At 39.8% G+C, this 20,216-nt stretch carries 22 protein-coding genes; 19 read left to right on the plus strand and 3 right to left on the minus strand.

The features are described from left to right. The first annotated feature begins 116 nt into the window (after positions 1-116). The 12 genes from MHI01_RS21785 (at position 117) to pseC (ending at position 12,041) form a co-directional block, all read left to right on the plus strand. Complete coding sequence (locus tag MHI01_RS21785) at positions 117-524, plus strand: TIGR03826 family flagellar region protein (RefSeq protein WP_340984118.1); 408 nt, start codon at positions 117-119, stop codon at positions 522-524. Between the two features lie 172 nt (positions 525-696). Continuing rightward, positions 697-981 (plus strand): flagellar biosynthesis anti-sigma factor FlgM, encoded by a 285-nt coding sequence (gene flgM, locus MHI01_RS21790; RefSeq protein ID WP_340984119.1) that lies wholly within the window; start codon positions 697-699, stop codon positions 979-981. Positions 982-992: 11 nt separating this feature from the next. Then, on the plus strand, positions 993-1,496 hold the full coding sequence (locus MHI01_RS21795) for a flagellar protein FlgN (protein ID WP_076319201.1): 504 nt from the start codon (positions 993-995) through the stop codon (positions 1,494-1,496). Positions 1,497-1,515: 19 nt separating this feature from the next. Then, complete coding sequence (gene flgK / locus MHI01_RS21800) at positions 1,516-3,069, plus strand: flagellar hook-associated protein FlgK (protein WP_340984120.1); 1,554 nt, start codon at positions 1,516-1,518, stop codon at positions 3,067-3,069. Between the two features lie 22 nt (positions 3,070-3,091). Continuing rightward, positions 3,092-4,012 (plus strand): flagellar hook-associated protein FlgL, encoded by a 921-nt coding sequence (gene flgL, locus MHI01_RS21805; protein WP_340984121.1) that lies wholly within the window; start codon positions 3,092-3,094, stop codon positions 4,010-4,012. 19 nt (positions 4,013-4,031) lie between these two features. Next, positions 4,032-4,601, plus strand: a complete 570-nt coding sequence (locus MHI01_RS21810; RefSeq protein WP_340984122.1) for a DUF6470 family protein — start codon at positions 4,032-4,034, stop codon at positions 4,599-4,601. 51 nt (positions 4,602-4,652) lie between these two features. Next, positions 4,653-5,135 (plus strand): flagellar assembly protein FliW, encoded by a 483-nt coding sequence (fliW, locus tag MHI01_RS21815; RefSeq protein WP_340984123.1) that lies wholly within the window; start codon positions 4,653-4,655, stop codon positions 5,133-5,135. 1 nt (position 5,136) lies between these two features. Then, positions 5,137-5,382: a carbon storage regulator CsrA gene (gene csrA / locus MHI01_RS21820; RefSeq protein ID WP_340984124.1), complete on the plus strand. Its 246-nt coding sequence runs from the start codon at positions 5,137-5,139 to the stop codon at positions 5,380-5,382. A gap of 144 nt (positions 5,383-5,526) precedes the next feature. Beyond that, positions 5,527-7,194: a flagellin N-terminal helical domain-containing protein gene (locus tag MHI01_RS21825; RefSeq protein ID WP_340984126.1), complete on the plus strand. Its 1,668-nt coding sequence runs from the start codon at positions 5,527-5,529 to the stop codon at positions 7,192-7,194. 136 nt (positions 7,195-7,330) lie between these two features. Further along, entirely contained in the window at positions 7,331-9,139 is a 1,809-nt protein-coding gene (locus MHI01_RS21830) for a motility associated factor glycosyltransferase family protein (protein WP_340984128.1), read from the plus strand. 717 nt (positions 9,140-9,856) lie between these two features. Beyond that, complete coding sequence (locus tag MHI01_RS21835) at positions 9,857-10,804, plus strand: dTDP-glucose 4,6-dehydratase (RefSeq protein ID WP_340984129.1); 948 nt, start codon at positions 9,857-9,859, stop codon at positions 10,802-10,804. Between the two features lie 52 nt (positions 10,805-10,856). After that, positions 10,857-12,041, plus strand: coding sequence for a UDP-4-amino-4,6-dideoxy-N-acetyl-beta-L-altrosamine transaminase (pseC, locus tag MHI01_RS21840; RefSeq protein WP_340984130.1), 1,185 nt, complete (start codon positions 10,857-10,859; stop codon positions 12,039-12,041). A 165-nt stretch (positions 12,042-12,206) separates the two neighbouring features. On the opposite strand, the gene MHI01_RS31005 is transcribed toward pseC, so the two are convergent. The 3 genes from MHI01_RS31005 to MHI01_RS21850 are packed head-to-tail and all read right to left on the minus strand — an operon-like array spanning position 12,207 to position 13,316. After that, positions 12,207-12,449, minus strand: coding sequence for an IS3 family transposase (locus MHI01_RS31005; protein ID WP_445744908.1), 243 nt, complete (start codon positions 12,447-12,449; stop codon positions 12,207-12,209). Positions 12,450-12,471: 22 nt separating this feature from the next. After that, positions 12,472-12,705: a DDE-type integrase/transposase/recombinase gene (locus MHI01_RS21845; protein ID WP_340984131.1), complete on the minus strand. Its 234-nt coding sequence runs from the start codon at positions 12,703-12,705 to the stop codon at positions 12,472-12,474. After that, the gene (locus MHI01_RS21850; protein WP_340984132.1) at positions 12,702-13,316 is read right to left on the minus strand and encodes an IS3 family transposase; all 615 of its coding nucleotides are present in this window, start codon (positions 13,314-13,316) and stop codon (positions 12,702-12,704) included. Before MHI01_RS21850 ends, MHI01_RS21845 begins: the two co-directional genes overlap by 4 nt. Positions 13,317-13,795: 479 nt before the next feature. Between MHI01_RS21850 and MHI01_RS21855 the strand changes: the two genes are divergently transcribed. The 7 genes from MHI01_RS21855 (at position 13,796) to MHI01_RS21885 (ending at position 20,204) form a co-directional block, all read left to right on the plus strand. Next, a complete protein-coding gene (locus MHI01_RS21855) occupies positions 13,796-14,182 on the plus strand; it encodes a flagellar protein FlaG (RefSeq protein WP_340984133.1) in 387 nt (128 codons plus the stop codon). 36 nt (positions 14,183-14,218) lie between these two features. Then, complete coding sequence (gene fliD / locus MHI01_RS21860) at positions 14,219-15,775, plus strand: flagellar filament capping protein FliD (RefSeq protein ID WP_340984134.1); 1,557 nt, start codon at positions 14,219-14,221, stop codon at positions 15,773-15,775. Positions 15,776-15,804: 29 nt separating this feature from the next. Next, positions 15,805-16,200, plus strand: a complete 396-nt coding sequence (fliS, locus tag MHI01_RS21865) for a flagellar export chaperone FliS (RefSeq protein ID WP_340984136.1) — start codon at positions 15,805-15,807, stop codon at positions 16,198-16,200. Beyond that, on the plus strand, positions 16,193-16,528 hold the full coding sequence (locus MHI01_RS21870) for a hypothetical protein (RefSeq protein ID WP_340984137.1): 336 nt from the start codon (positions 16,193-16,195) through the stop codon (positions 16,526-16,528). Before fliS ends, MHI01_RS21870 begins: the two co-directional genes overlap by 8 nt. 373 nt (positions 16,529-16,901) lie before the next feature. After that, positions 16,902-17,891, plus strand: coding sequence for an SDR family NAD(P)-dependent oxidoreductase (locus MHI01_RS21875; RefSeq protein WP_340984138.1), 990 nt, complete (start codon positions 16,902-16,904; stop codon positions 17,889-17,891). Positions 17,892-18,181: 290 nt separating this feature from the next. Then, a complete protein-coding gene (locus tag MHI01_RS21880) occupies positions 18,182-18,910 on the plus strand; it encodes a glycosyltransferase family protein (RefSeq protein ID WP_340984139.1) in 729 nt (242 codons plus the stop codon). A 142-nt stretch (positions 18,911-19,052) separates the two neighbouring features. After that, positions 19,053-20,204, plus strand: coding sequence for an ATP-grasp domain-containing protein (locus tag MHI01_RS21885; RefSeq protein WP_340984141.1), 1,152 nt, complete (start codon positions 19,053-19,055; stop codon positions 20,202-20,204). Positions 20,205-20,216: the final 12 nt, after the last annotated feature.

A 20,216-nucleotide genomic window follows, 5' to 3' on the forward strand; every position in this document is an offset into this window, starting at 1 on the left:
TGCATCCTGTTCCCCTTTTTTGCTTTGTAAATAGACTATGGCTTCATCAGAGAAAATAAGGTAATGTATAATTATTATCTATTCGGAAATGGAAGTTTGAGAGGGGCGTTTTAGCGATGAATCTAGGTAATTGTCCTCGCTGTGGTAAATTATATGCGTTGAATTTTCGAGATGTATGCTCGAATTGTATTAAGGAAATGGAACAGGAATATCAGATCTGTGTAGATTATTTGCGCGAAAATAAAGGCACCAATATCCAGGAACTATCTGATGCAACAGAAGTTTCGATCAAAACCATTACCAAGTTCATCCGTGAGGGACGGATTTCCATCGAAAATGCCCCGAATATGATGTATCCTTGTGAAGTATGCGGAACATTGATTCGTGAAGGTCATATGTGTGACTCTTGTCGTAATCGTTTGACGAAAGACTTGGCTAGTGCAGCTCGCGATGTAGGTCAGAAGGATAACGGCAATATAGGCGGACGAACCTACAATGCTGTCGACAAACTACGCGATTCATAGGAATGAGGTCTTAAATACGAATATTGCTATAACAAATGTTTTGAAACGTACCGATAAACTTATTAAAGATTATCGGTTTTTTTATTTTCCCAATCATTTCGATAACATAAAGATAAAGTAAGAAAAACGTATATCAATGTAAAATTCTAACGTGGAAGGAAGTGTAGTTCATATGAAAATCAATGAACCGAGTAGAATTGGAGCAATCAATTCATATCAAAGGAACGTTGAATCCAATCAGCAGGCTGATGCCAAGAAGAGCCGCCGTAAGGACGAAGTATCCATTTCTCCGGAGGCGATGAAGATGCTTGAGGAACAAAGTCGTACACAGGATGTAGGACGCTTACAGCGGATACAGGAACTGAAGGAACAGGTTAGTTCGGGAACGTATCAGGTAGACAGCAGCAAGCTTGCTGACAAGCTACTGCCGTATTTTAAGTCTTTTGATAAGGAATAGGTGATCACGTAATGGCAGCACTGGACAGATTAATTGCAGTTTTGCAGCAAATGGAACAAAGTCACCGCGATATGCTGGCACTCAGCGAGGTCAAGAGACAGGTCATTGTCAAAAACGATGTGGATGAACTCATTGCCGTTCTGAACAAAGAATCCCGTTTCATGAAACAACAGGAGCCATTGGAGATTGAACGGCAGAGCGCAGTTCACGAATTGCTTCAGGAGCGGGGCATCAAGTCCATGCTGAACCTGAATATCACCGAGATCTCGAAGCTGATTTTTGATCCGGCTGACAAACTGCGATTGCTTGAAGTCCAGAAGAAGCTGGCGGGAACACTGCAGGAATTAAAGGAAATCAATCAACTGAATCAAAAGCTGATCGAGCAATCGTTGATGTTTATTGATCTTTCAATGGATATCTTTGCTTCTCGGCCAGAACAGGATGCCACATATCAGCATCCTGCTGATAAGAACGGTAATCCAGGGCGAATCGGTCTGTTTGACACGCGTGCCTGATTAATTAGGGGGAAACCAGGTGACATCTACATTTCATTCAATCGAAACGGCTAAACGCAGTTTGTTCACACAGACGACAGCTCTTAGCACAACAGGTCATAACGTAGCCAATGCCAACACGGAAGGGTACTCACGCCAAAAGGTAAACATGCAGGCATCCATTCCAATGGAGCCGTTTGCATTTCTGCATAGCACAACACCAGGACAGCTCGGTACAGGGGTAGAGTTCGACTCTATTACCCGTGTGCGCGAGAAATTTCTGGATGACCAATATCGTAATGAAAACACCAACTTCGGGAGTTGGTCCATTCAACGAGACACGCTTGAGAAACTTGAAGCTATTGTGAACGAGCCTTCCAACACCGGATTTCGGACGGTTATGGATAACTTCTACAAATCATGGTCAGATCTGAGTAAGAATCCTGAGGATGTTACAGCACGTCGTATTGTCAAGGAAACAACACTGGCTCTTACGGATGCGATGAATCAGATTAGCCGCCAATTGGGTGCGCTTAGCGAAGATCTGAATAGCAATATCGCTGTGAAAAGTAATGAGATCCAGGGTTACCTGGGTAACATTGCAAACCTTAATAGTGCCATCGTGAAAATTGAGTCTCTTGGAGACAATGCCAACGATTTGCGTGACCAACGTGATCTGATGACAGACAAGCTGTCCAAAATCATGAACGTTACCGTTACAGATTCTCCGCAAGGATACCAGGTTCAGATGAATGGACAGGCACTCGTCACAGGCGGGGCAGTACAAGTGGCGGTAGATCCTGCTTTTCTGAATGCCGCGTATACAGCAGGCACGCTCACTAATGGTGAAGTCCACGGCATGATTAAGTCCAGAGACACGTTGGTGAGTGATTACCAGAAACAAATGGATGACTTGGCTAATACCCTTGCTAACGGAGATATTGAAATTACTCTTCCTGCTGGCTCGGTATTGCCAGACAATACTGTACTGGATGGTGTTACATACACAGGTGCAGCACGCACACTCGCTACAGACTTGAAGGTTACGGTCAAAGGACTGAACGGTCTGCATCAGCTTGGATACAGCATGGATGGAACTAACTCTGGAGGAGTCCCATTCTTTACAGCAGCGGGTGGTGGAACAGCCATTACAGCTGGCAATATTTCATTGAATGCCGAAATTTTGGCTGATCCGAATAAGATTGCCACTTCGCTTCGTACATCGGATGCTTCTGGTACAGAGACTGTAATCAAAGGTAACAATACACTTGCCATTCTGCTTGCGAATCTGAAAGATACACCAATGAAATCAGCGGACGGTTTACGTAATGCAACGATCGGTGCACAATTCAGTGCCATTGTGGGACAACTGGGGGTACAATCCCAGGAAGCAGCACGTCAGACATCCAACTCGGAGTTCCTAGTGGAACAAGTGGATACCCGTCGTCAATCAGTGAGTGGTGTATCACTGGATGAAGAAATGGCGAACATGATCAAGTTTCAACATGCATACAGTGCATCGGCGCGTTTTATGACCACATATGATCAACTTCTGGATAAATTGATTAACTCTACCGGCATGGTAGGCAGATAATAGAAGGGAGTGACTAACAACCATGAGAATAACAAATAACATGCTTAGTTCACAGTTGCTTTTGAACCTGAACCGGAATGCACAGCAAATGAACAATACTCAGACTCAACTGGCAACAGGCCGTAAAATTAACAAGCCTTCGGATGATCCGGTAGGAATCACTTACTCCCTTCGTTATCGGACAGAACTTTCATCTAATGAGCAGTATCAGAAAAACGTAGACAGTGCGGTGTCTTGGCTTGAGTTTAACGATACTGTTATGAATCAGGGGGGGAATGTCGTCCAGCGTCTGCGTGAGTTGACGGTACAAGCTTCGACGGGGACGAATCCTCAATCAGCACTGGATAGTATCAATGAAGAAGTTAAGCAACTAAAGGAACAGCTTATTGATATTTCAAATAGTAAGCTTAACGGCAAATATGTATTTAACGGTGAAACCTATGATATAAAACCATACGATTTTCCTGCCAATGCAGATGGGACATTGGATACAACCAATGCGGCTTCTGTGGTGACGGATAAGGGGAAAATTAATTTCATTGTAGGCGAAAGCGTCCAGCTGCCTATTAATGTTAGTGGCAATGAAGTGTTTGGAACAGAAACAGAAGAAGATAACCTCTTTGTAATTGTTAATACGATTATGAAGGCTTTAACTGAAGGTAATCAGAAAGAGCTTTCCAATCAGCTAGATAATATTGATACTCGTATGGATAAGATGTTGTCAATTCGATCTGAAATAGGAGCAAAGACCAACCGTGTTGATCTGATGATGGGGCGTTTGGAGGATCTCGGTATTAACTTGACAGATCTGCAATCCAAGGTGGAAGATGCGGATTACGCAGAACTATCTTTACAATCTAAAATTCAAGAAAATATCTATAATGCTTCTCTTTCAGCAGGTGCCAAAATCATCTCGCCATCTTTGGTAGATTTCCTGAGATAATATAAGGAGGAGCTATGCTATGAACACTCTTCCTATTGTTCAGATTCGAACTACACCATCTATATTAAACATGGATGCTGACCCCGGACAGTACTCCATTCGTCAACCTAAGGCGGAGGTTCAACTTCATACCAAACCTGCAAAACTAACTGTGCAAAGTCATCCAATTGAGCTGAATGTTGATCAAAGTAAGGCTTTCTCTGCATATAACGGTGGCAACATGATTGATATGAATGCACGTATCTATTCCGGAATTCAACAGAAGTTTTTGCAAAATATAGCTTCGCGTGTAGAGCAGGGTAATCAGTTGGCATCCATCCATAAACCTGGCAATACGATTGCGAATATTGTGGGTACCGATTGGAAGCCGCAACCTTTTCCAGAGACGAGAACTCCTGCTTCTTTTGATAATGTGGATATTCGTATCAACACAAGGCCTCCAGATATCAGCTATGATTCGGCGGTCTCTGAGTTGAACGTTATCGTGAACAAGCCGGAGATTGAGTATCAGAGAGGAAAACTGGACATTTACGTAAAACAGTACGCATCAGTACAATACACTCCACCAGCCATAGATATGGAGTTATAAGTTATAATGTGAGCTATAGACGGTCTCGGAAACAGCCCTCTATGGCTCTTTTTGTATAAATTCATTGCCAAGGAGGCGTTTATTATTCATATTCAGACAAGCATGTGGGGAGAAGTAGAGGTTCAGGAGAAAGACATATATCAATTTCCTAAAGGGTTACCTGGATTTGAAGAGGAGACTGAATTTGCAGTAATTCCATGGGCAGACACACCATTTAGTTATTTGCAGTCTGTTCGTGAAAAGGATCTGTCATTCTTATTGGTAAGTCCGTTTACGTTTGTTACGGATTATAGCTTTGAGTTAAGTGACATGGATAAGGAAGAATTGGAAATTGCAGAACAAGTTTCAGTTTACTCTCTGGTCACGATTCATTCCCAAGCGAATAAATCAACAATGAACCTTCTTGCACCTGTTGTGCTCAATCTCGAAAAGCGTCTAGGTAAGCAAGTTATACTTCATCAGTCGATCTATGAGACGCGCCATCTGATATGGTCAGAAGACGAAGAAGCTAAATCCGTGAAGGGTGGGGTGTGACATGTTGGTGTTATCTCGAAAAAAGGGCGAGTCTATAGTTATTCAGGATCACATCGAAGTAACGGTTCTAGCAGTTGAAGGAGATACCGTACGTATCGGGATATCTGCACCAAAGCATATTGATATCTTTCGCCAAGAGATTTATACAGCTATTCAAGAGGCCAACAGAGAGTCGGTGACCCCTCTGGCGGCCAATATAGATGCATTCATGGAACGACTGAGAAAAACAGAAAATAAAAAAGATTAAAAATATTCTATTTTGCTATAAACAGTTGCTCATCTCCCGTCGATATATAATTTAGACGCTGCTTCGGCAGGGCGGCCGACCTTAATGTCGCGGCGTTTACCACAAGGATGTGGAACTAATTTATCTTCAGGGAGGAAACACTCAATGATTATCAACCATAATATTCCGGCGTTGAACACTCACCGTCAATTGTCCATTAACACAGGTAACACTAACAAAAACATCGAAAAATTGTCTTCTGGTCTTCGCATCAACCGTGCTGGTGACGATGCTGCAGGTCTAGCAATTTCCGAAAAAATGCGCGGTCAAATCCGTGGTTTGGACCAAGCTTCTCGTAATGCTCAAGATGGTATCTCTTTGATCCAAACTGCTGAGGGTGCTTTGAACGAAACTCACTCCATCCTGCAACGTCAACGCGAGATTGCTAACCAATCCGCGAACGGAACGAACACAGACTCCGACCGTCAAGCACTGCAAGACGAAATGAACCAACTGACTTCCGAAATCAACCGTATCGGTAATACTACTGAGTTCAATACTCAAAAATTGCTTAACGGTGGTATTGGTTCTAATGGTAGTGACAAGCTGACACAGGCTACAAGTGCCCAAAAAACAGCTTCTGTAGCAAATGCTGGAAATGCAGTTGCTCTTACCGGAGCAACAATTACTGTTGACAACAGAACATTTGATCTTTCAAGTATAACCGTTGGTTCTGTAGGTGCTAGTGCGGCAGCAAACGCTAAGGCTTTGAAAACTGCCTTGGATGAAGTGACTTCTGGTGGAGTTAAGTTGTCTGAACTGGTAGACATCAAAGTAGGTGCGAACGATGCACTTGAATTTACTGCTAAGTCCACAGGGTCAACAAGTAAGTTGGACTTTGCTGGTGCAGCAGCTCTTGGCGTAGGTGCTACTGCTACTGCTACAGGTGATCCATCGACAATTGAACGTGCCGGACTTGAGGGTGGTAATGCCCTTACTGCTGCTGATGTTTCAATTGCTGCAGGAGCAACGCTGAAATTTACAGTTGGCTCTGAGAGTGAAGTTACAGTCAACCTTAACTCGGGAGTTGACCCGAAAACTTATGATACTAATAATACTGATGCCAATGTAGCTAAAGCTGCTATGGATAGTCTGATTAAAGATCTGAATGCATCTCTGCAATCAGCTGGATTGGATAGTAAGATCACTGCTTCCTTGTCTAAGGATAACAAAATCCAGTTCATCTCTGAAACAGGAAAAGACATCAAATTGGGCGCTAGCCCTGCAGCTGGCATGGGACTTAGTAACGCTGCGACAATTGGTAATATTGATCAAGTAGTTGGCGCAGGCGCACAAGGCGTAGGCTTCTCCACGAAGTTCCAGATTGGTGCAAACACAGGTCAATCCATGTCCTTGCAAATTAACGATGTTCGTGCAGCAGCACTGGGTATCACTGGTAATGCTGGACAAGCTGGTTTCACCAAAGATAATGCGGTTACTAACGGCTCCAACGATATTAAAGGCGAAGCCGCTTTGAATATCTCTACTCGAGAAGATGCTTCCAAAGCAATCGCTGTTCTGGATAAAGCAACCTCCCTGGTGTCTAGCGAACGTGCTAAACTGGGTGCTGTACAAAATCGTCTAGAGCATACGATTAACAACTTGGGAACAGCTTCTGAAAACTTGACAGCAGCTGAATCCCGTATCCGGGACGTTGATATGGCTAAAGAAATGATGAGCCAAACGAAAAACAACATCTTGGCTCAAGCAGCTCAAGCAATGTTGGCTCAAGCAAACCAAGCGCCTCAAGGCGTACTGCAATTATTGAGATAATCAGGGCGTCAGCCTAGATTGAATTAATACGAAGATGTTCATTTAAAGAAAGCCCCACTTGGTGGGGCTTTCTTGCTATAATTATTCTGTAGCTATTTTCTACCTACGATAAAAATTCGCAAAAGGGAGCAAGGACATGGAATTTTTGAACCGGAATATTGAGATTTTGTCTGCTAACTCTAATCACTGGATTGGAATTCCAGATGAAAATGAGCTAACTGGAGCGCGTTTTGAGGTGGATAGCTCGGGTAATGAGTTGTTTATAGATGGGGATCGAGTGTATGACCTGAAAAGTACTTTCGATAATACCAATCAGCCTAATCCATTAAAGCGCGAACTGATCTTTGTTATTGGAATCTATTCTGTAGGAGAAATAGAGCAGCTTATTCGATTGATGGGTAATGATTCCTTATTAGTCATTATAGAACCGAACTTTGCTCTATTTAATTATGCATTACAGCACCATGATTTTTCCATTCTCCATACCTCTTCAGCGGTTATTTTTGCTGATAAAATTAGCAATTTACCGTTATTTTTGGATAAATATTTTTCAATGAATGCTATTTTTTATCTGAAAACTATAAAATTTTATTTTACACACTTTTATAGAGAACAAGATATCCAGTCCAGTGTAGCAATTATAAGGATTATCAAGGAAATTGTGAGTTATAAAACACTTATGTATGGTAATTCAGTAGAGGACAGCCTAATTGGATTTAGGCACCATATGAAGAATTTGAAGCATCTACCTCGCTCAAAAGATGTCTCGTTGCTTAAGAATACAATGCGTAACGTGCCAGCTGTTGTTGTAGCTGCCGGGCCGTCTTTAAATAAAAATATCGAAAATTTACACGATTTGAAAGGTAAGGCAGTTATTATTGCTGTTGATACGATTGCTCAACGTCTTTGCAACGAAGGGATTATTCCCGACTTTATATGTTCAATAGAACGGGGAATTGAAACGTATACGTATTTTTATGAAGGAAAGACATACCCTGTTGAATCAACACTTGTTGGCCCACTCGTGCTCTACCCCGAGATATTTGAGGAGTATCCAGGTGAATTAGTTATACCTATGAGGGAAAATGTTGGGGAGTTCATCTGGTTAGAACAAGTTTTGGGACTCAAAGGTGACAATGCGATAAGTATAGGCTTATCATGTGCCCATGTGGCTTTTGGTGTTGCAGAGCATATTGGCGCATCACCAATTATATTGCTAGGACAAGATCTGGCATATGGTAATTCCACTGAAGAAACACATGCTGGGGGCACTATTTACGATGACAAAAATATAATGAATAGTACAAGTGTGGAACAAGAGTTGTTGCATACTGAAGGTTACTATGGTGGGATGGTAGCTACAAGAGAAATTTGGAATGCCTTTCGCACATGGTTAGAAATGGAAATTGCAACAAAGAAATTAGACGTGATTAATGCCACTGAAGGTGGGGCTAAAATCGAATCTACACGGCAACTCAGTTTGGCTGAAGTAGGACGGAAGTATTGTAAATCAATGATTTCACCTGTATCCGAGCTAATAAAAAATGTTACAGCTTACCCTCTTGAACAACAACAGATGAAGTATGTGATTAAAGAGCAGTGCAAATACTTTTTAGAGCTTACATCTCGATTTGAAAAACAACGGAAACATGTTAAACGTTTAAAGCTTAATGCATTTTCTTCTGAGAGAGAGTTGAAGGCAGCTTTACAGAGAATCGATCAGACAGAAGAATTTTTCAAATTAGTTCTGGATAACTGGTTATTACGTCACTGCATACAGCCAGCAATGATTAACTCCGTTTGGAATCTTTATGATATTGAACGTGTAGTTAATTTTAATAATGTAACACAAGCGCAGAAAATTAATCTTGGGTTCCTAGACATCGGTGTGTATACGCTAAATGAAATCACTAAAATATTAAAATCAACGGTGGAAGAACTATAGCCTTAAAACAAGGGTGAGTGATTCTAGCAAGAGCTTTAGCGGTATCAGGGAATTCTTGATAGTGCGCTGAATTTTGTTCAGAAAGCTGCGGACGCGATTAGAACTTTTGAGTTTAAAGACCTTGCACTGCTGACAACATGACGTTTGGTTATGGATGCTATATCAAAAAAGCGTATATACTTCAGGAGTGGAATGAGTACATTTCTATTTCCAAAGACTTGAAGGAGTATAGCAATATATTTTGTCTTGTCCAACCAGCCTCGGCTAAGTGAAATCTTGCAATATCTCAAAATAAGGTTGTCTCGTTGTTGCAAGCTTATTTCCAAGAGTTTAAAAGTACCTAAGCGTTTGTGTTTCAGAAAAACTTCAGTCTTCAGTAATGACTTTAGTTCGTGACATTCATTTCTTAAACTACCACCTGCTTCGGGCAGATGGTAGTTTAAGAAATGTACTTGTTATTGAACAGAATGAGCTTGGTGGCTTTGGATAGAGTCACTTACTTAGGGAGCATCTGAGCGGAAAATTAAGTCGGTGAAGGATGGCCGAGGATTTGGTCTGAATAATTACCACCAATGCATAACTTCAAGAGTAGGTAGTTCAGGAGACAAGACTATGGAAGTGAAAGAAAACTACTACTAAGAGGAGAGTTTGAGACGGGGACCTCCTATAGTTCGTGTATATTAACATATTGTATCCATATAATAAGGGGGTTAGAAAATGAAGATTCTTCTCACCGGTGGTGCTGGGTTTATTGGTCGTTGGGTCGCTAAACATTTATTGAGTGAAGGTCATCAGTTGTGGATTCTTGACGATTTATCTAATGGACGGGAAGAGAATATATCTGAATTCAAAGAACATCCAGGTTTTATACAGTTTATAAATGATTCCATTTTGAATGAGACACTACTCGAAGATCTATTCAATGAAAATCACTTTGAAATCTGTTATCACTTAGGAGCTTCTATTAATGTACAGGATTCAATCGATGACCCACGAACAACTTTTAATAATGACACTATAGGAACATTTTACATTTTGGAGCAATGTCGGAAACACAATACTAAAGTTATTTTTATGAGTACTTGTATGGTATATGACCGTTGTAATGATGAGACTGGTATTACTGAAAATCATTCAACAAAACCAGCATCTCCGTATGCAGGTGCTAAAGTAGCCGCAGAGAATATGGTGCTTTCTTATTACCATACTTATGGTCTGCCTACTGTTGTAATTCGTCCTTTTAATACTTATGGTCCTTTTCAGAAAACTGGTGGAGAAGGCGGTGTAGTTGCTATCTTTATCAATAACCATCTAAAAGGTATAGATCTAAATATCTATGGAGATGGAACACAGACGAGAGACCTTCTATACGTAGAAGATTGCGCAAAGTTTGTGGTTTCTGCTGGATTTTCAGATGCAGTTAATGGAGAAATTGTAAACGCAGGACTAGGGAAGGATATCTCTATAAATAATTTGGCGAGTTTAATTACGGGGAATCTTATGAAAATTAAGCACATAGAGCATATTCATCCACAAAGTGAGATTCAGAAGTTATTGTGTAATTCTGGAAAAGCTACTAGCTTGCTTGATTGGAAACCAGAAGTCACATTGGAAGAAGGGATAGCTCGTACCAAGACTTGGATACAGCAGGGAGGGCTTCTATAGTAGTCAGATAAAATAAGTCCATTCAATCTTATGAAAGGAGCATCAGTTCAAAATGGATGAAACCCAATTACCACATATTGTACGTAACACCATGTTACCATACGGACAACAATGGTTGGATGAAGAAGATATTGCGGCTGTCGTTGAAGTATTACGCGGAGATTTAATAACTCAAGGACCAGTAATCCAGGCATTTGAAACCAAAGTGGCGAATTATGTAGGAGCTCAATATGCTGTTGCTTTTGCTAATGGCACGGCTGCTCTGCACGGAGCATGTTTTGCTGCAGGTATTTCTCAAGGCGATGAGGTTATCACAACACCAATTACATTCTTAGCCAGTAGTAATTGTATATTATATCAAGGCGCTACTCCTGTATTTGCTGATATTGATATGAATACCTACAATCTTGATCCAGGCCAAGTGGAATTGAAAATCACGGAAAATACTAAAGCAATTATTGCTGTGGATTTTTCAGGACAACCTGTTGAGATGGATCGTCTTAATATGATTTCAAAAGATAATGACCTGGTTTTAATTGAAGATGCTGCTCATTCTTTGGGTGCATCCTACCAGAAAGTGAAAGTCGGTTCGTGGGCAGATATGACAATGTTCAGCTTTCACCCTGTTAAGCATGTGACAACAGGGGAGGGAGGAGTTATTGTAACCAATAATAAACAATACTATAATCAGCTCCAGTTATTCCGAAGTCATGGAGTGAACAGAAACCCCGATGAGATGTTGAATAACGAGGGTCCTTGGTACTATGAGATGCATTCCTTGGGTTATAATTATAGAATGACAGACATTCAGGCTGCATTAGGTGTATCGCAAATGAATAAACTAGATCAATTCGTTAAGAGAAGAAGAGAAATTGCGGAACAATATGATAGAGAATTAGCTGGAATAAAAGGGCTAGTTTTACCTTATCAACATGAAGGCAGCAATTCGAGCTGGCACATATATGTTACTCGATGGCTTCCAGAGGTGCTTAACGGTACTAGAAAAGAATTCTTCGAAGCTTTACGAAACTTAAATATTGGAGTGAATGTGCATTACATCCCAGTTTACTTGCAGCCTTACTACCAAAAGCTTGGTTATGAACCTGGCCTATGTCCTAATGCCGAGCATTATTATAACACTGCTATAACTCTTCCGTTGTATCCTAGAATGTCAGAACAAGATGTAAAGGATGTAATCAATGCTGTTCGTAAGGTAGTTCACGATTTTAGTGAATAATCCTTTGTAGTGAATCTTGAAATAGGGGAGTTTTTTCGAAATGTCAGAGGCTTAGGCTTAAAAGAGCTAAGTAATAGGTTTTTGTATGTCGAATTGTCGGATGAAGTGTGAAAACCACTCTGGAAAGTGGTCAAGACCCCATTTAATAGACATTATAAAAAGACCCTAGGCTGCAAACTGGCGTCGGTACTCTACCGGCGTCAGTTTTTTTAGTTTCCGTTGTGGTCGTTTTCGGTTGTGAAAACGGATATACTTTTCGATTTTGCTTTGTGCTTCGGTAAGCGTTCGGAAATGATAAGGATAGAGTCCTTCCGTTTTGAGATGCGAGAAGAAACTCTCCATCGAGGCATTGTCATAACAATTTCCTCGGCGAGACATGCTGATTTGGGCGCCAACCTTTGGCAGCATGTCGTGGTAAGCATGAGACGTGTTACTTACATCCCTGGTCGCTGTGAATGACTAGTCCGGTCACGTCTAACGCCTTGCTGAATGTGCGGAGAACCAGTTCATTGTCGTTGCGTTCGCCTATTTCGTAGGCCACAATTTCGTTATTAAACAGATCCTTTATGGCTGAAAGATATATCCAGCGCTCTCCCACACGATACTGGGTAATGTCCGTGACCCATTTCTGATTCGGTTTTTCTGCACTGAAATCTCGCTTCAAGCTACACGCTGCGCAGGTGCATACGAGCTGTTGGAGCGCCGTTTACGACGGATTCGAGATTGAATGCCGAGCATTTGCATCAGGCGGAGTACCTTTTTGTGATTCATCCAAATCCTTTGATCTTGCCAAAGGAATAACTGGAGTTGTCGATAGTCATATTTGCCTTCATAGCGAAGATACATTTGAAGTACCTGCTCTGCATCGCGATCGAATCGTTTACGTTTTACATAGGTATAAAACCCACTCCGGGACACGCCAAACACATTGCAGAGTTTCTGGATATCACCGTATGCCGCTACTTTTTCCATGATCTGAAAATTCTCTTGTTTGCTTCCTCCATCCAGATTACCAAGCACTTTTTTAGCAACACATTCTCCCGTTTCAGTTTTTGCACATAGCGTTCTTGATCTAAGTATTCTTTCCGTCGACCTCGCTGATCCATCAGTCCAAACTCGCCTTGTTCCCGGTGTTTTCGCATCTCGTCCCGGGTCATGAATTCCCAAATGTTCATTAATCTTTCGGTAAGTACGGCCCTCAACCGTATGCAGACGAGTAGCCTCTTTTTGTATCTTCTCCGAATACGTTTTATACTTTTGTCCTTTAATCGCCATAAAAAAAATGCACCCCCTAGAATTTCATCGACTAAACCCAGGGGTTTCTCCAATGTCTATTCTAAGGGGTGCACTCCAAAGCTCGTGAGGGTCCTTCCAACGTAGCCATTTTGGTGGGTTAATCAATTTAAGGGGTTCTAGGCCTTCATCCGAAATCCGTACCCTAAACCACTCAACAATATTCGAGAGAAAACATAAGTGTCTATATAAGTCTATTCTCTTATCCGCTTGGATGAGATGTTGCGTTCTCTATTGAAAACATACATAATTTCAGCTTGTTTATTGGGAAGATTCTTTTCTGAATATATAAATATCTAAAAATCTAATTACTAACATATATTATTTGGGTATTTAGGAACAATTACCGATACAGTTATATCTCAGTGGTTATTTCTCACTGGTTTATGTTAAACCCTAACATCTTTTTAACAATAACCGATATATAATATAAATGCGAAATAGTTGGAGGTCGTTCAAGGGTGAACATTCAATTTTCTTTATCTGCTGCCTCGTCTGCAAGTAATTCTGCTATAGAGGTACAGCACCCGGCAGGCGCTTCTCAAGCGGGAACCGACACAGTAAACATCAGGACAGCGAAAGAAGCCTATAGTAAAGAAAAGCAGGGACTAAATCTATCTATGGGAGAAGAACTACTGATCCGTAATATTGACCGAGCAGTGAAAGCACTACAAGGTCCGGAGACCACGCTGGACATCAGCATCCACGAGAAGACACATGATATCATGGTCAAGGTTCTAAACAAGGAAACGGGAGAAGTGCTTCGCGAGATACCGCCTGAGAAGACACTGGATTTGGTAGCCAAGATGATGGAGATAGCGGGCATCCTGATCGACGAGAAAGTATAAAGGTACAAAGTAACTTAACGAGCGAGGAGTGAATTTATGCGTATTAACGGATTTTCTGGTATGGACATCGATCTTATGGTCAAGGAAATGATGACAGCCAAAAGGGCTCCGCTGGATAAATTGAACCAAAAAAAGACGACACTGGAATGGCAACGTGACAGTTATCGTGAATTGAATAGTAAGATGTATGAGTTTCGTAATACCAAGCTACAACAGACATATAGACAATCAACAGCGCTTAATACACAAAAGGCAGTTGTAACAGGTAATACGGATGCGGTTAAAGCTGAAGCAGGTGCAGCAGCTAATGGTATTAAAATGGAAGTCTCGGTTGCACAACTTGCTACTGCGAAAGCTCAAGAAACCGATGGAAAAGGCCAAGGTTATAGTTCGAGGCAGTCGCTAGCTGAATTAGCAAACGGCATAAAATTTGGAGAACCAACAACCAGTTTAGGTACAAGCGATAATACAAAAGAATACAAGATTAAGATTAATGATGTAGAAATGACTTTTACGGGGCAGGATACAGTCTCTTCTATTATTGCAAAAATCAATAGTAAGATGGATTTAAACGTAAAAGCTAGTTTTGATGAACTGACAGGAAAGTTTACCATTGCCTCTAAAGATCTGGGCTCTAAAGGCACACTGAAAGTTGAGGCACCAGACGCTGGGAATAATTCGCTAATGGATGTATTCGGGCAAAACTCTACTGCAGTGATCAATGAGGTTGTAGCGAAGGATGCTATTGTACTAATCAATGGTGTAAAGTTAGATCCTCCACCTACAAGTAATGTGATTACTTACAATGGGGTGCAAATGAATTTGCTTTCAACGACTGCAAGTTCATTTACGGAGATTAATGGTGTAATTACATTGAATGGTGATAAACCTTTTACAATTAATACGCAAAATGATCCTGATAAGGCTCTTGCAACGGTTAAGTCCTTTATAGAAGATTATAATAAAATGTTAGAATTGTTAAATACCAAGGTTAGTGAAGAGAAGTATCGTAGTTTCCAGCCCTTAACTACAGAACAACGTAGCGCTATGTCAGAAAGTGACATTAAGTTGTGGGAAGAAAAGGCCAAGAGTGGCCTTCTTAAAAACGACGATATCCTTACGAACTTAGCTTCAACGATGAGAAACATTATGGGCGAGAAAATGGGAGAACTCAGTAGTATTGGGATCACAGGTGGTAAATATTACGAAAATGGGAAAATATACTTGGATGAGGATAAGTTTAAAAAAGCCATCCTTGATAATCCTCAGCAGGTCTCTGATTTATTACAAGGTACGGGTGCTGGTGCCGATAGCTCTATTTTTGGCAAGATGTATAAAGAGATGGATACAGCTATGAGCAAAGTTGCAGAACGTGCCGGTACAACTAAATTTAGCGGTGATGTTAACAGTCTATTCAAGGAAGAGAGCGTCATGGGTAAAACTCTCAAAGGCTATAATACTCAGATTACGGCATTGGAAAAACGCCTGAGTGCTCTTGAGAATCGTTACTACAAACAATTCACGGCTATGGAAACGGCTATGAGCAAGTATCAAAGTCAGTCTTCAAGCTTATCCAGTTTCTTCTCCAGCTAAATTATCTTAAAGAATGAAAGGGTGTAAATATGATTAAGTCTCCATATGATCAATATCGTCAGTCGTCCGTTCAGACCTCTTCACCGGGGCAGTTGTTGATAATGTTGTATGATGGGGCTATTCGTTTTGTACGGACAGCGATTGATGGATTGGGTGCCAAGGATTATCAGAAGGTTAGTCTGAATCTTGGAAAAGCACAAACCATTGTTAGCGAGTTATCAGTTACATTGGATCGATCTTCTGATATTGCAGAGAATCTTAATGCTTTGTACGAATATATTAATTATCTTCTTATTGATGCTAATACGAAGAAGACTTCTGAGCCTGCTGAGGAAGCCCTGGGTTATTTGAAAGAGCTGAAAGAGACCTGGGTTCAGGCAAGCAAAATGGTATCCTCATCTGAACTTGGAGCCGTTCATGGATGAATTGATTAAAGAGCTAGAGCAGCTAACGCAAGATATCATGCTTCAGATTGCTAAAGTTAGTTCAGATGAATTGGAACTATTTGTGGACAAGCGTCAAAGCATTATTGATTCCATGCTAAAGCAAGATCAGGGTAAAGCTTCAATACCTCAACAAGCACGGCTTAAGAATATCATGGATAATGATCATGCCATTCTGATGCGCATGAGCAGCTTGAAGATAGAAGCTAAAGACTGGCTCATTCAACGCAAACAGGCTAAAGTACAGAAGAATGCATATGAGACGTCTTACGCAGTGGACAGCATTATTGTAGACACGAAAAGGTACTAAATAAAAGAACATACAAGAATGTAAGATATCTAAAAGGTATTTTACATTCTTTTTTTGTGACATGAATGAATTTCATTATATCCAATCTGTGCTGAGCTTACACTTTTAGTGTATAACAAAGGGTCTAAAGCATTTTTCCGTAATTTCTTCAAAAAGATGGTTTTTCAACACTCGCTCAGATCACTTACAAAGCCGTGATACGTTTGTTATTCATTCGCTTTGTTTCGTGTACTAACGATTAAGGGTCACGAACGTTAGAGTTATTTTGATATAGGGATTCACAGAGAAGCATTTTATACCGATAATAGTAGTAATGATGATGGTGTTTTGTGAATGATACTGTAAATCGTATTAATTTAAGGATGTGCATCAATTGAAATCAATCTATTCAGGAAAAAAGATACTTGTTATAGGTGGTACAGGAACTATTGGACAACAGTTGGTTCAACATTTGCTCAAGTACAACCCCCATGTTATTAGGATATTCAGTAGAGATGAGCATAAACAATATGAAATGAAGCATGAACTTAGTTTGTTTTCTGATCACCTCCGGTTCTTAATCGGAGATGTGAGGGACTTATCTAGACTGATGAGGGCTATGGAGGACATAGATTATGTTTTTCATCTAGCTGCAATGAAACATGTGCCTTCATGTGAATATAATCCTTTTGAGGCAGTACAGACTAATGTCATTGGAACACAAAATGTAATTCAAGCTGCAATTTCTAACAATGTAAAAAAAGTATTGTTTACAAGTACAGATAAAGCAATCTCACCTACCAACACATACGGTGCTACAAAACTTACTGCGGAAAGACTGATCTCTGCTGCTGAATATCAAAAGGGTTCGAAAGATACTGTATTTTCATCCGTAAGGTTTGGAAATGTTATGGGATCACGTGGCTCTGTAATTCCCCTGTTTAAGAAGCAAATCTTGGATCAAAGAAAAATAACAGTTACTGAGTTAGACATGCTCAGATATATGATGACTCCCACACAAGCCATTAATCTGATTCTGCAAGCTAATGATAGAGCTGTAGGAGGGGAAGTATTCGTTCTCAAAATGCCCGTGATACGTATTGGTGATTTGGCGGAAGTTTTAATTGAATTAACTTCAAATAAATATCAAATCAAAGAGAGTATAGAAGTATGTAAAATAGGAATTCGTCCTGGTGAAAAAAGATATGAAGAACTAATGACAATGGATGAACACTTAATTGCAAAGGAATATCATGATATGTTCGTTATACCCCCTTTCTTTCTCAATGACAAGAATGAGCTTTCAGATGTATCCCCTTTAGAAATGATCCCGATTTCCAAGAAGACTATTGCTGATTGGTTAGTATCTGAAAATCTGATTTAAAGATGAATCGTTTGTTTTGATCCAAAAGGGTATGCTTCAAAGAGAACGGTTGTCCGTGCTAACCATTGAAAGTTTGCTTATATAACAATTATTTTAAATACAAGACTTACAGATTTACTTTGCTGACCGAAATCCTTGTGTCAAAGTTAATCGAATAATTTTCTCGAAGGGAAGCGATTTAAACAAACACATCAATTGAAGTTTTTAGGTTGAAAGACCATCGTGAATCTCTACTGAGGAATATTAGTTAATAGATTGAAAATATAAAAAGTGATAAAAATGAGGACAATATGAATATTACTGCAATAATTCAGGCTCGACTGGGGTCTTCGCGTCTTCCAGCAAAGGTTATGAAGACACTTGAGGATAAATCTGTATTGGGACATGTAATCACAAGAGTTCGTGCAATTCCCTTGGTTAATAATGTTGTTGTTGCTACTACAAACGCAATTGAAGATGAAGAGATTTGTAAAGAAGCAAAGCGATATAAAGTGGATTGCTATAAGGGGAGCATAAACAATGTGCTCAAGCGATACTATGAGGCAGCGAAGTTATCAAATGCAGACGTTATTGTTAGAATAACTTCAGACTGTCCATTAATTGATCCGAACATCTCTAATAAAGTCATTAAATATTTTATCAATAGTCATATAGATTATTTGAGCAGTGGGCTGAGTAACACTTTTCCAAGAGGATTGGATACTGAGGTTTTTACTTTTCAAGCACTTGAGAAGGCTCATGAGGAATCTACAAAAGAATATGAGCTTGAACATGTTACACCATATATTTATGAAAATCCAGATTTATTTCGAATTAGAGTATATAGTAATGAACAAAATTTTAGTCATTACCGATTAACCTTAGATACGATTGAGGATTGGAAGCTAATTTCGGAAATTTACAAAAAGCTGTATACTGGACGAGTTTTCGGATTAGATGACACTATACATTTACTTCAAAGTCATCCGGAACTTGCGCTTATTAACTCGCAAGTTAAACAAAAAGAGTTAGGTGAATAAACAGTTTTCGACTTTTATAGCTATACTCTTTAGTTGTATCATATGAAGAATTGAATTGAAGCTTATATGTTTTTAATATGTTAAAGTAACAATAAAGAGGTATTCTTGAAATATTAAATTCCCAAAAGAATAGGTGATGTAATTGCAGGAAGAATATTTATTATCAATTGGAGCTGGCAAAGAGCAAGTAGCTTCGATTTTAAAAGCAAAAAAACTTGGATTCAAGGTCATTGCAGTAGATAAATATTCCGATGCCCCGGGTATGGAACTTGCAGATTTAGCTATTCACATAGATATAAAAAAAACTGATGAAATTATTGAAGTATTAGAAGAGTACTCTGTATCAGGTATAATACCCTCGCCTATTGGAAGGTATCTCACGACAATAGGAAGAATTAATGATTACTTTGGATTAAGTGGAATTTCTGAAAAAGCAGCAATGAGATGTGTAGATAAATTACTTTTTAACGAAACTTTAAAATCAGTTTTTCCTATGCGGGCAGACTTTAAACTTGTTCGAGATCAAGAAGAGTATTTGGAAGTTATAAAAAAAAAAAGTTTTCCAATTATATTAAAGCCAAGATATGGGTCTGGAAGTCGAGAAGTGTTTGCGCTCTTTGACGTTAATGAGGCTTTGGAATGTGCCACAAAAGTAAATTTTGCTAATGGAGACTATCTAATAGAAGAGCTTGTTGTTGGGGAAGAATACGGAGTAGATGGAGTTGTTAGAAATAAAAAGTTCGAACTAGTTCTTGTTCGGGAGAAAGAACTTACTGAATATCCTTATAGGCAAGCTTTAGCTACAAATGCACCAGCGAAGTTAAATGTGGATATGTTAGCTAAAATCACAAATCATTTGAAAAAGTGCATTGAAGAAATAGAATTGGATAATTGTCTATTACACGTAGATCTAATAATTGACAGGCAAGGAGAAATTCACGTTATTGAGTTAGCAGGTAGACCAGCTGGTTTATTTATTTCATCCCAAATCGTCCCATTTGTGACAGGTGTGGATTATCTTAAAGAAGGCATTTTATTATGTGGGGATAAAACAAATGATTTTCGAAAAAAGTGGGAGCCTAGGCCAATAAGTTTTAGATTCATAAATAAGACATTTTCTGAGAATGAAATAACTGAATTGAAGGCTAACAATAATATAGTTGATTTTTCAAATTTTCAATTTATTCCTGCTAGGTATATAAAGGACGGGCACGATGTTATGGGGATAAATTATGTCATGTCTACTGGGATTAATTTAGGTGAGGCAATTGAAACTACAAAAACATTCTTATAAAAGGTAGGAGAT

It is taken from the genome of Paenibacillus sp. FSL M7-0656, from assembly GCF_038003225.1.
Taxonomy (GTDB): Bacteria; Bacillota; Bacilli; order Paenibacillales; family Paenibacillaceae; genus Paenibacillus; species Paenibacillus amylolyticus.

Coding starts and splice junctions, on each gene's coding strand:
- flgL (WP_340984121.1), top strand. CDS start 3,092: ATGAGAATAACAAATAACATGCTTAGTTCACAGTTGCTTTTGAACCTG.
- MHI01_RS21850 (WP_340984132.1), bottom strand. CDS start 13,316: ATGGCGATTAAAGGACAAAAGTATAAAACGTATTCGGAGAAGATACAA.
- pseC (WP_340984130.1), top strand. CDS start 10,857: ATGGATGAAACCCAATTACCACATATTGTACGTAACACCATGTTACCA.
- fliD (WP_340984134.1), top strand. CDS start 14,219: ATGCGTATTAACGGATTTTCTGGTATGGACATCGATCTTATGGTCAAG.
- csrA (WP_340984124.1), top strand. CDS start 5,137: ATGTTGGTGTTATCTCGAAAAAAGGGCGAGTCTATAGTTATTCAGGAT.
- MHI01_RS21870 (WP_340984137.1), top strand. CDS start 16,193: ATGGATGAATTGATTAAAGAGCTAGAGCAGCTAACGCAAGATATCATG.
- flgM (WP_340984119.1), top strand. CDS start 697: ATGAAAATCAATGAACCGAGTAGAATTGGAGCAATCAATTCATATCAA.
- MHI01_RS21835 (WP_340984129.1), top strand. CDS start 9,857: ATGAAGATTCTTCTCACCGGTGGTGCTGGGTTTATTGGTCGTTGGGTC.
- MHI01_RS21830 (WP_340984128.1), top strand. CDS start 7,331: ATGGAATTTTTGAACCGGAATATTGAGATTTTGTCTGCTAACTCTAAT.
- MHI01_RS31005 (WP_445744908.1), bottom strand. CDS start 12,449: ATGCTGCCAAAGGTTGGCGCCCAAATCAGCATGTCTCGCCGAGGAAAT.
- MHI01_RS21810 (WP_340984122.1), top strand. CDS start 4,032: ATGAACACTCTTCCTATTGTTCAGATTCGAACTACACCATCTATATTA.
- fliS (WP_340984136.1), top strand. CDS start 15,805: ATGATTAAGTCTCCATATGATCAATATCGTCAGTCGTCCGTTCAGACC.
- MHI01_RS21880 (WP_340984139.1), top strand. CDS start 18,182: ATGAATATTACTGCAATAATTCAGGCTCGACTGGGGTCTTCGCGTCTT.
- MHI01_RS21795 (WP_076319201.1), top strand. CDS start 993: ATGGCAGCACTGGACAGATTAATTGCAGTTTTGCAGCAAATGGAACAA.
- MHI01_RS21825 (WP_340984126.1), top strand. CDS start 5,527: ATGATTATCAACCATAATATTCCGGCGTTGAACACTCACCGTCAATTG.
- MHI01_RS21785 (WP_340984118.1), top strand. CDS start 117: ATGAATCTAGGTAATTGTCCTCGCTGTGGTAAATTATATGCGTTGAAT.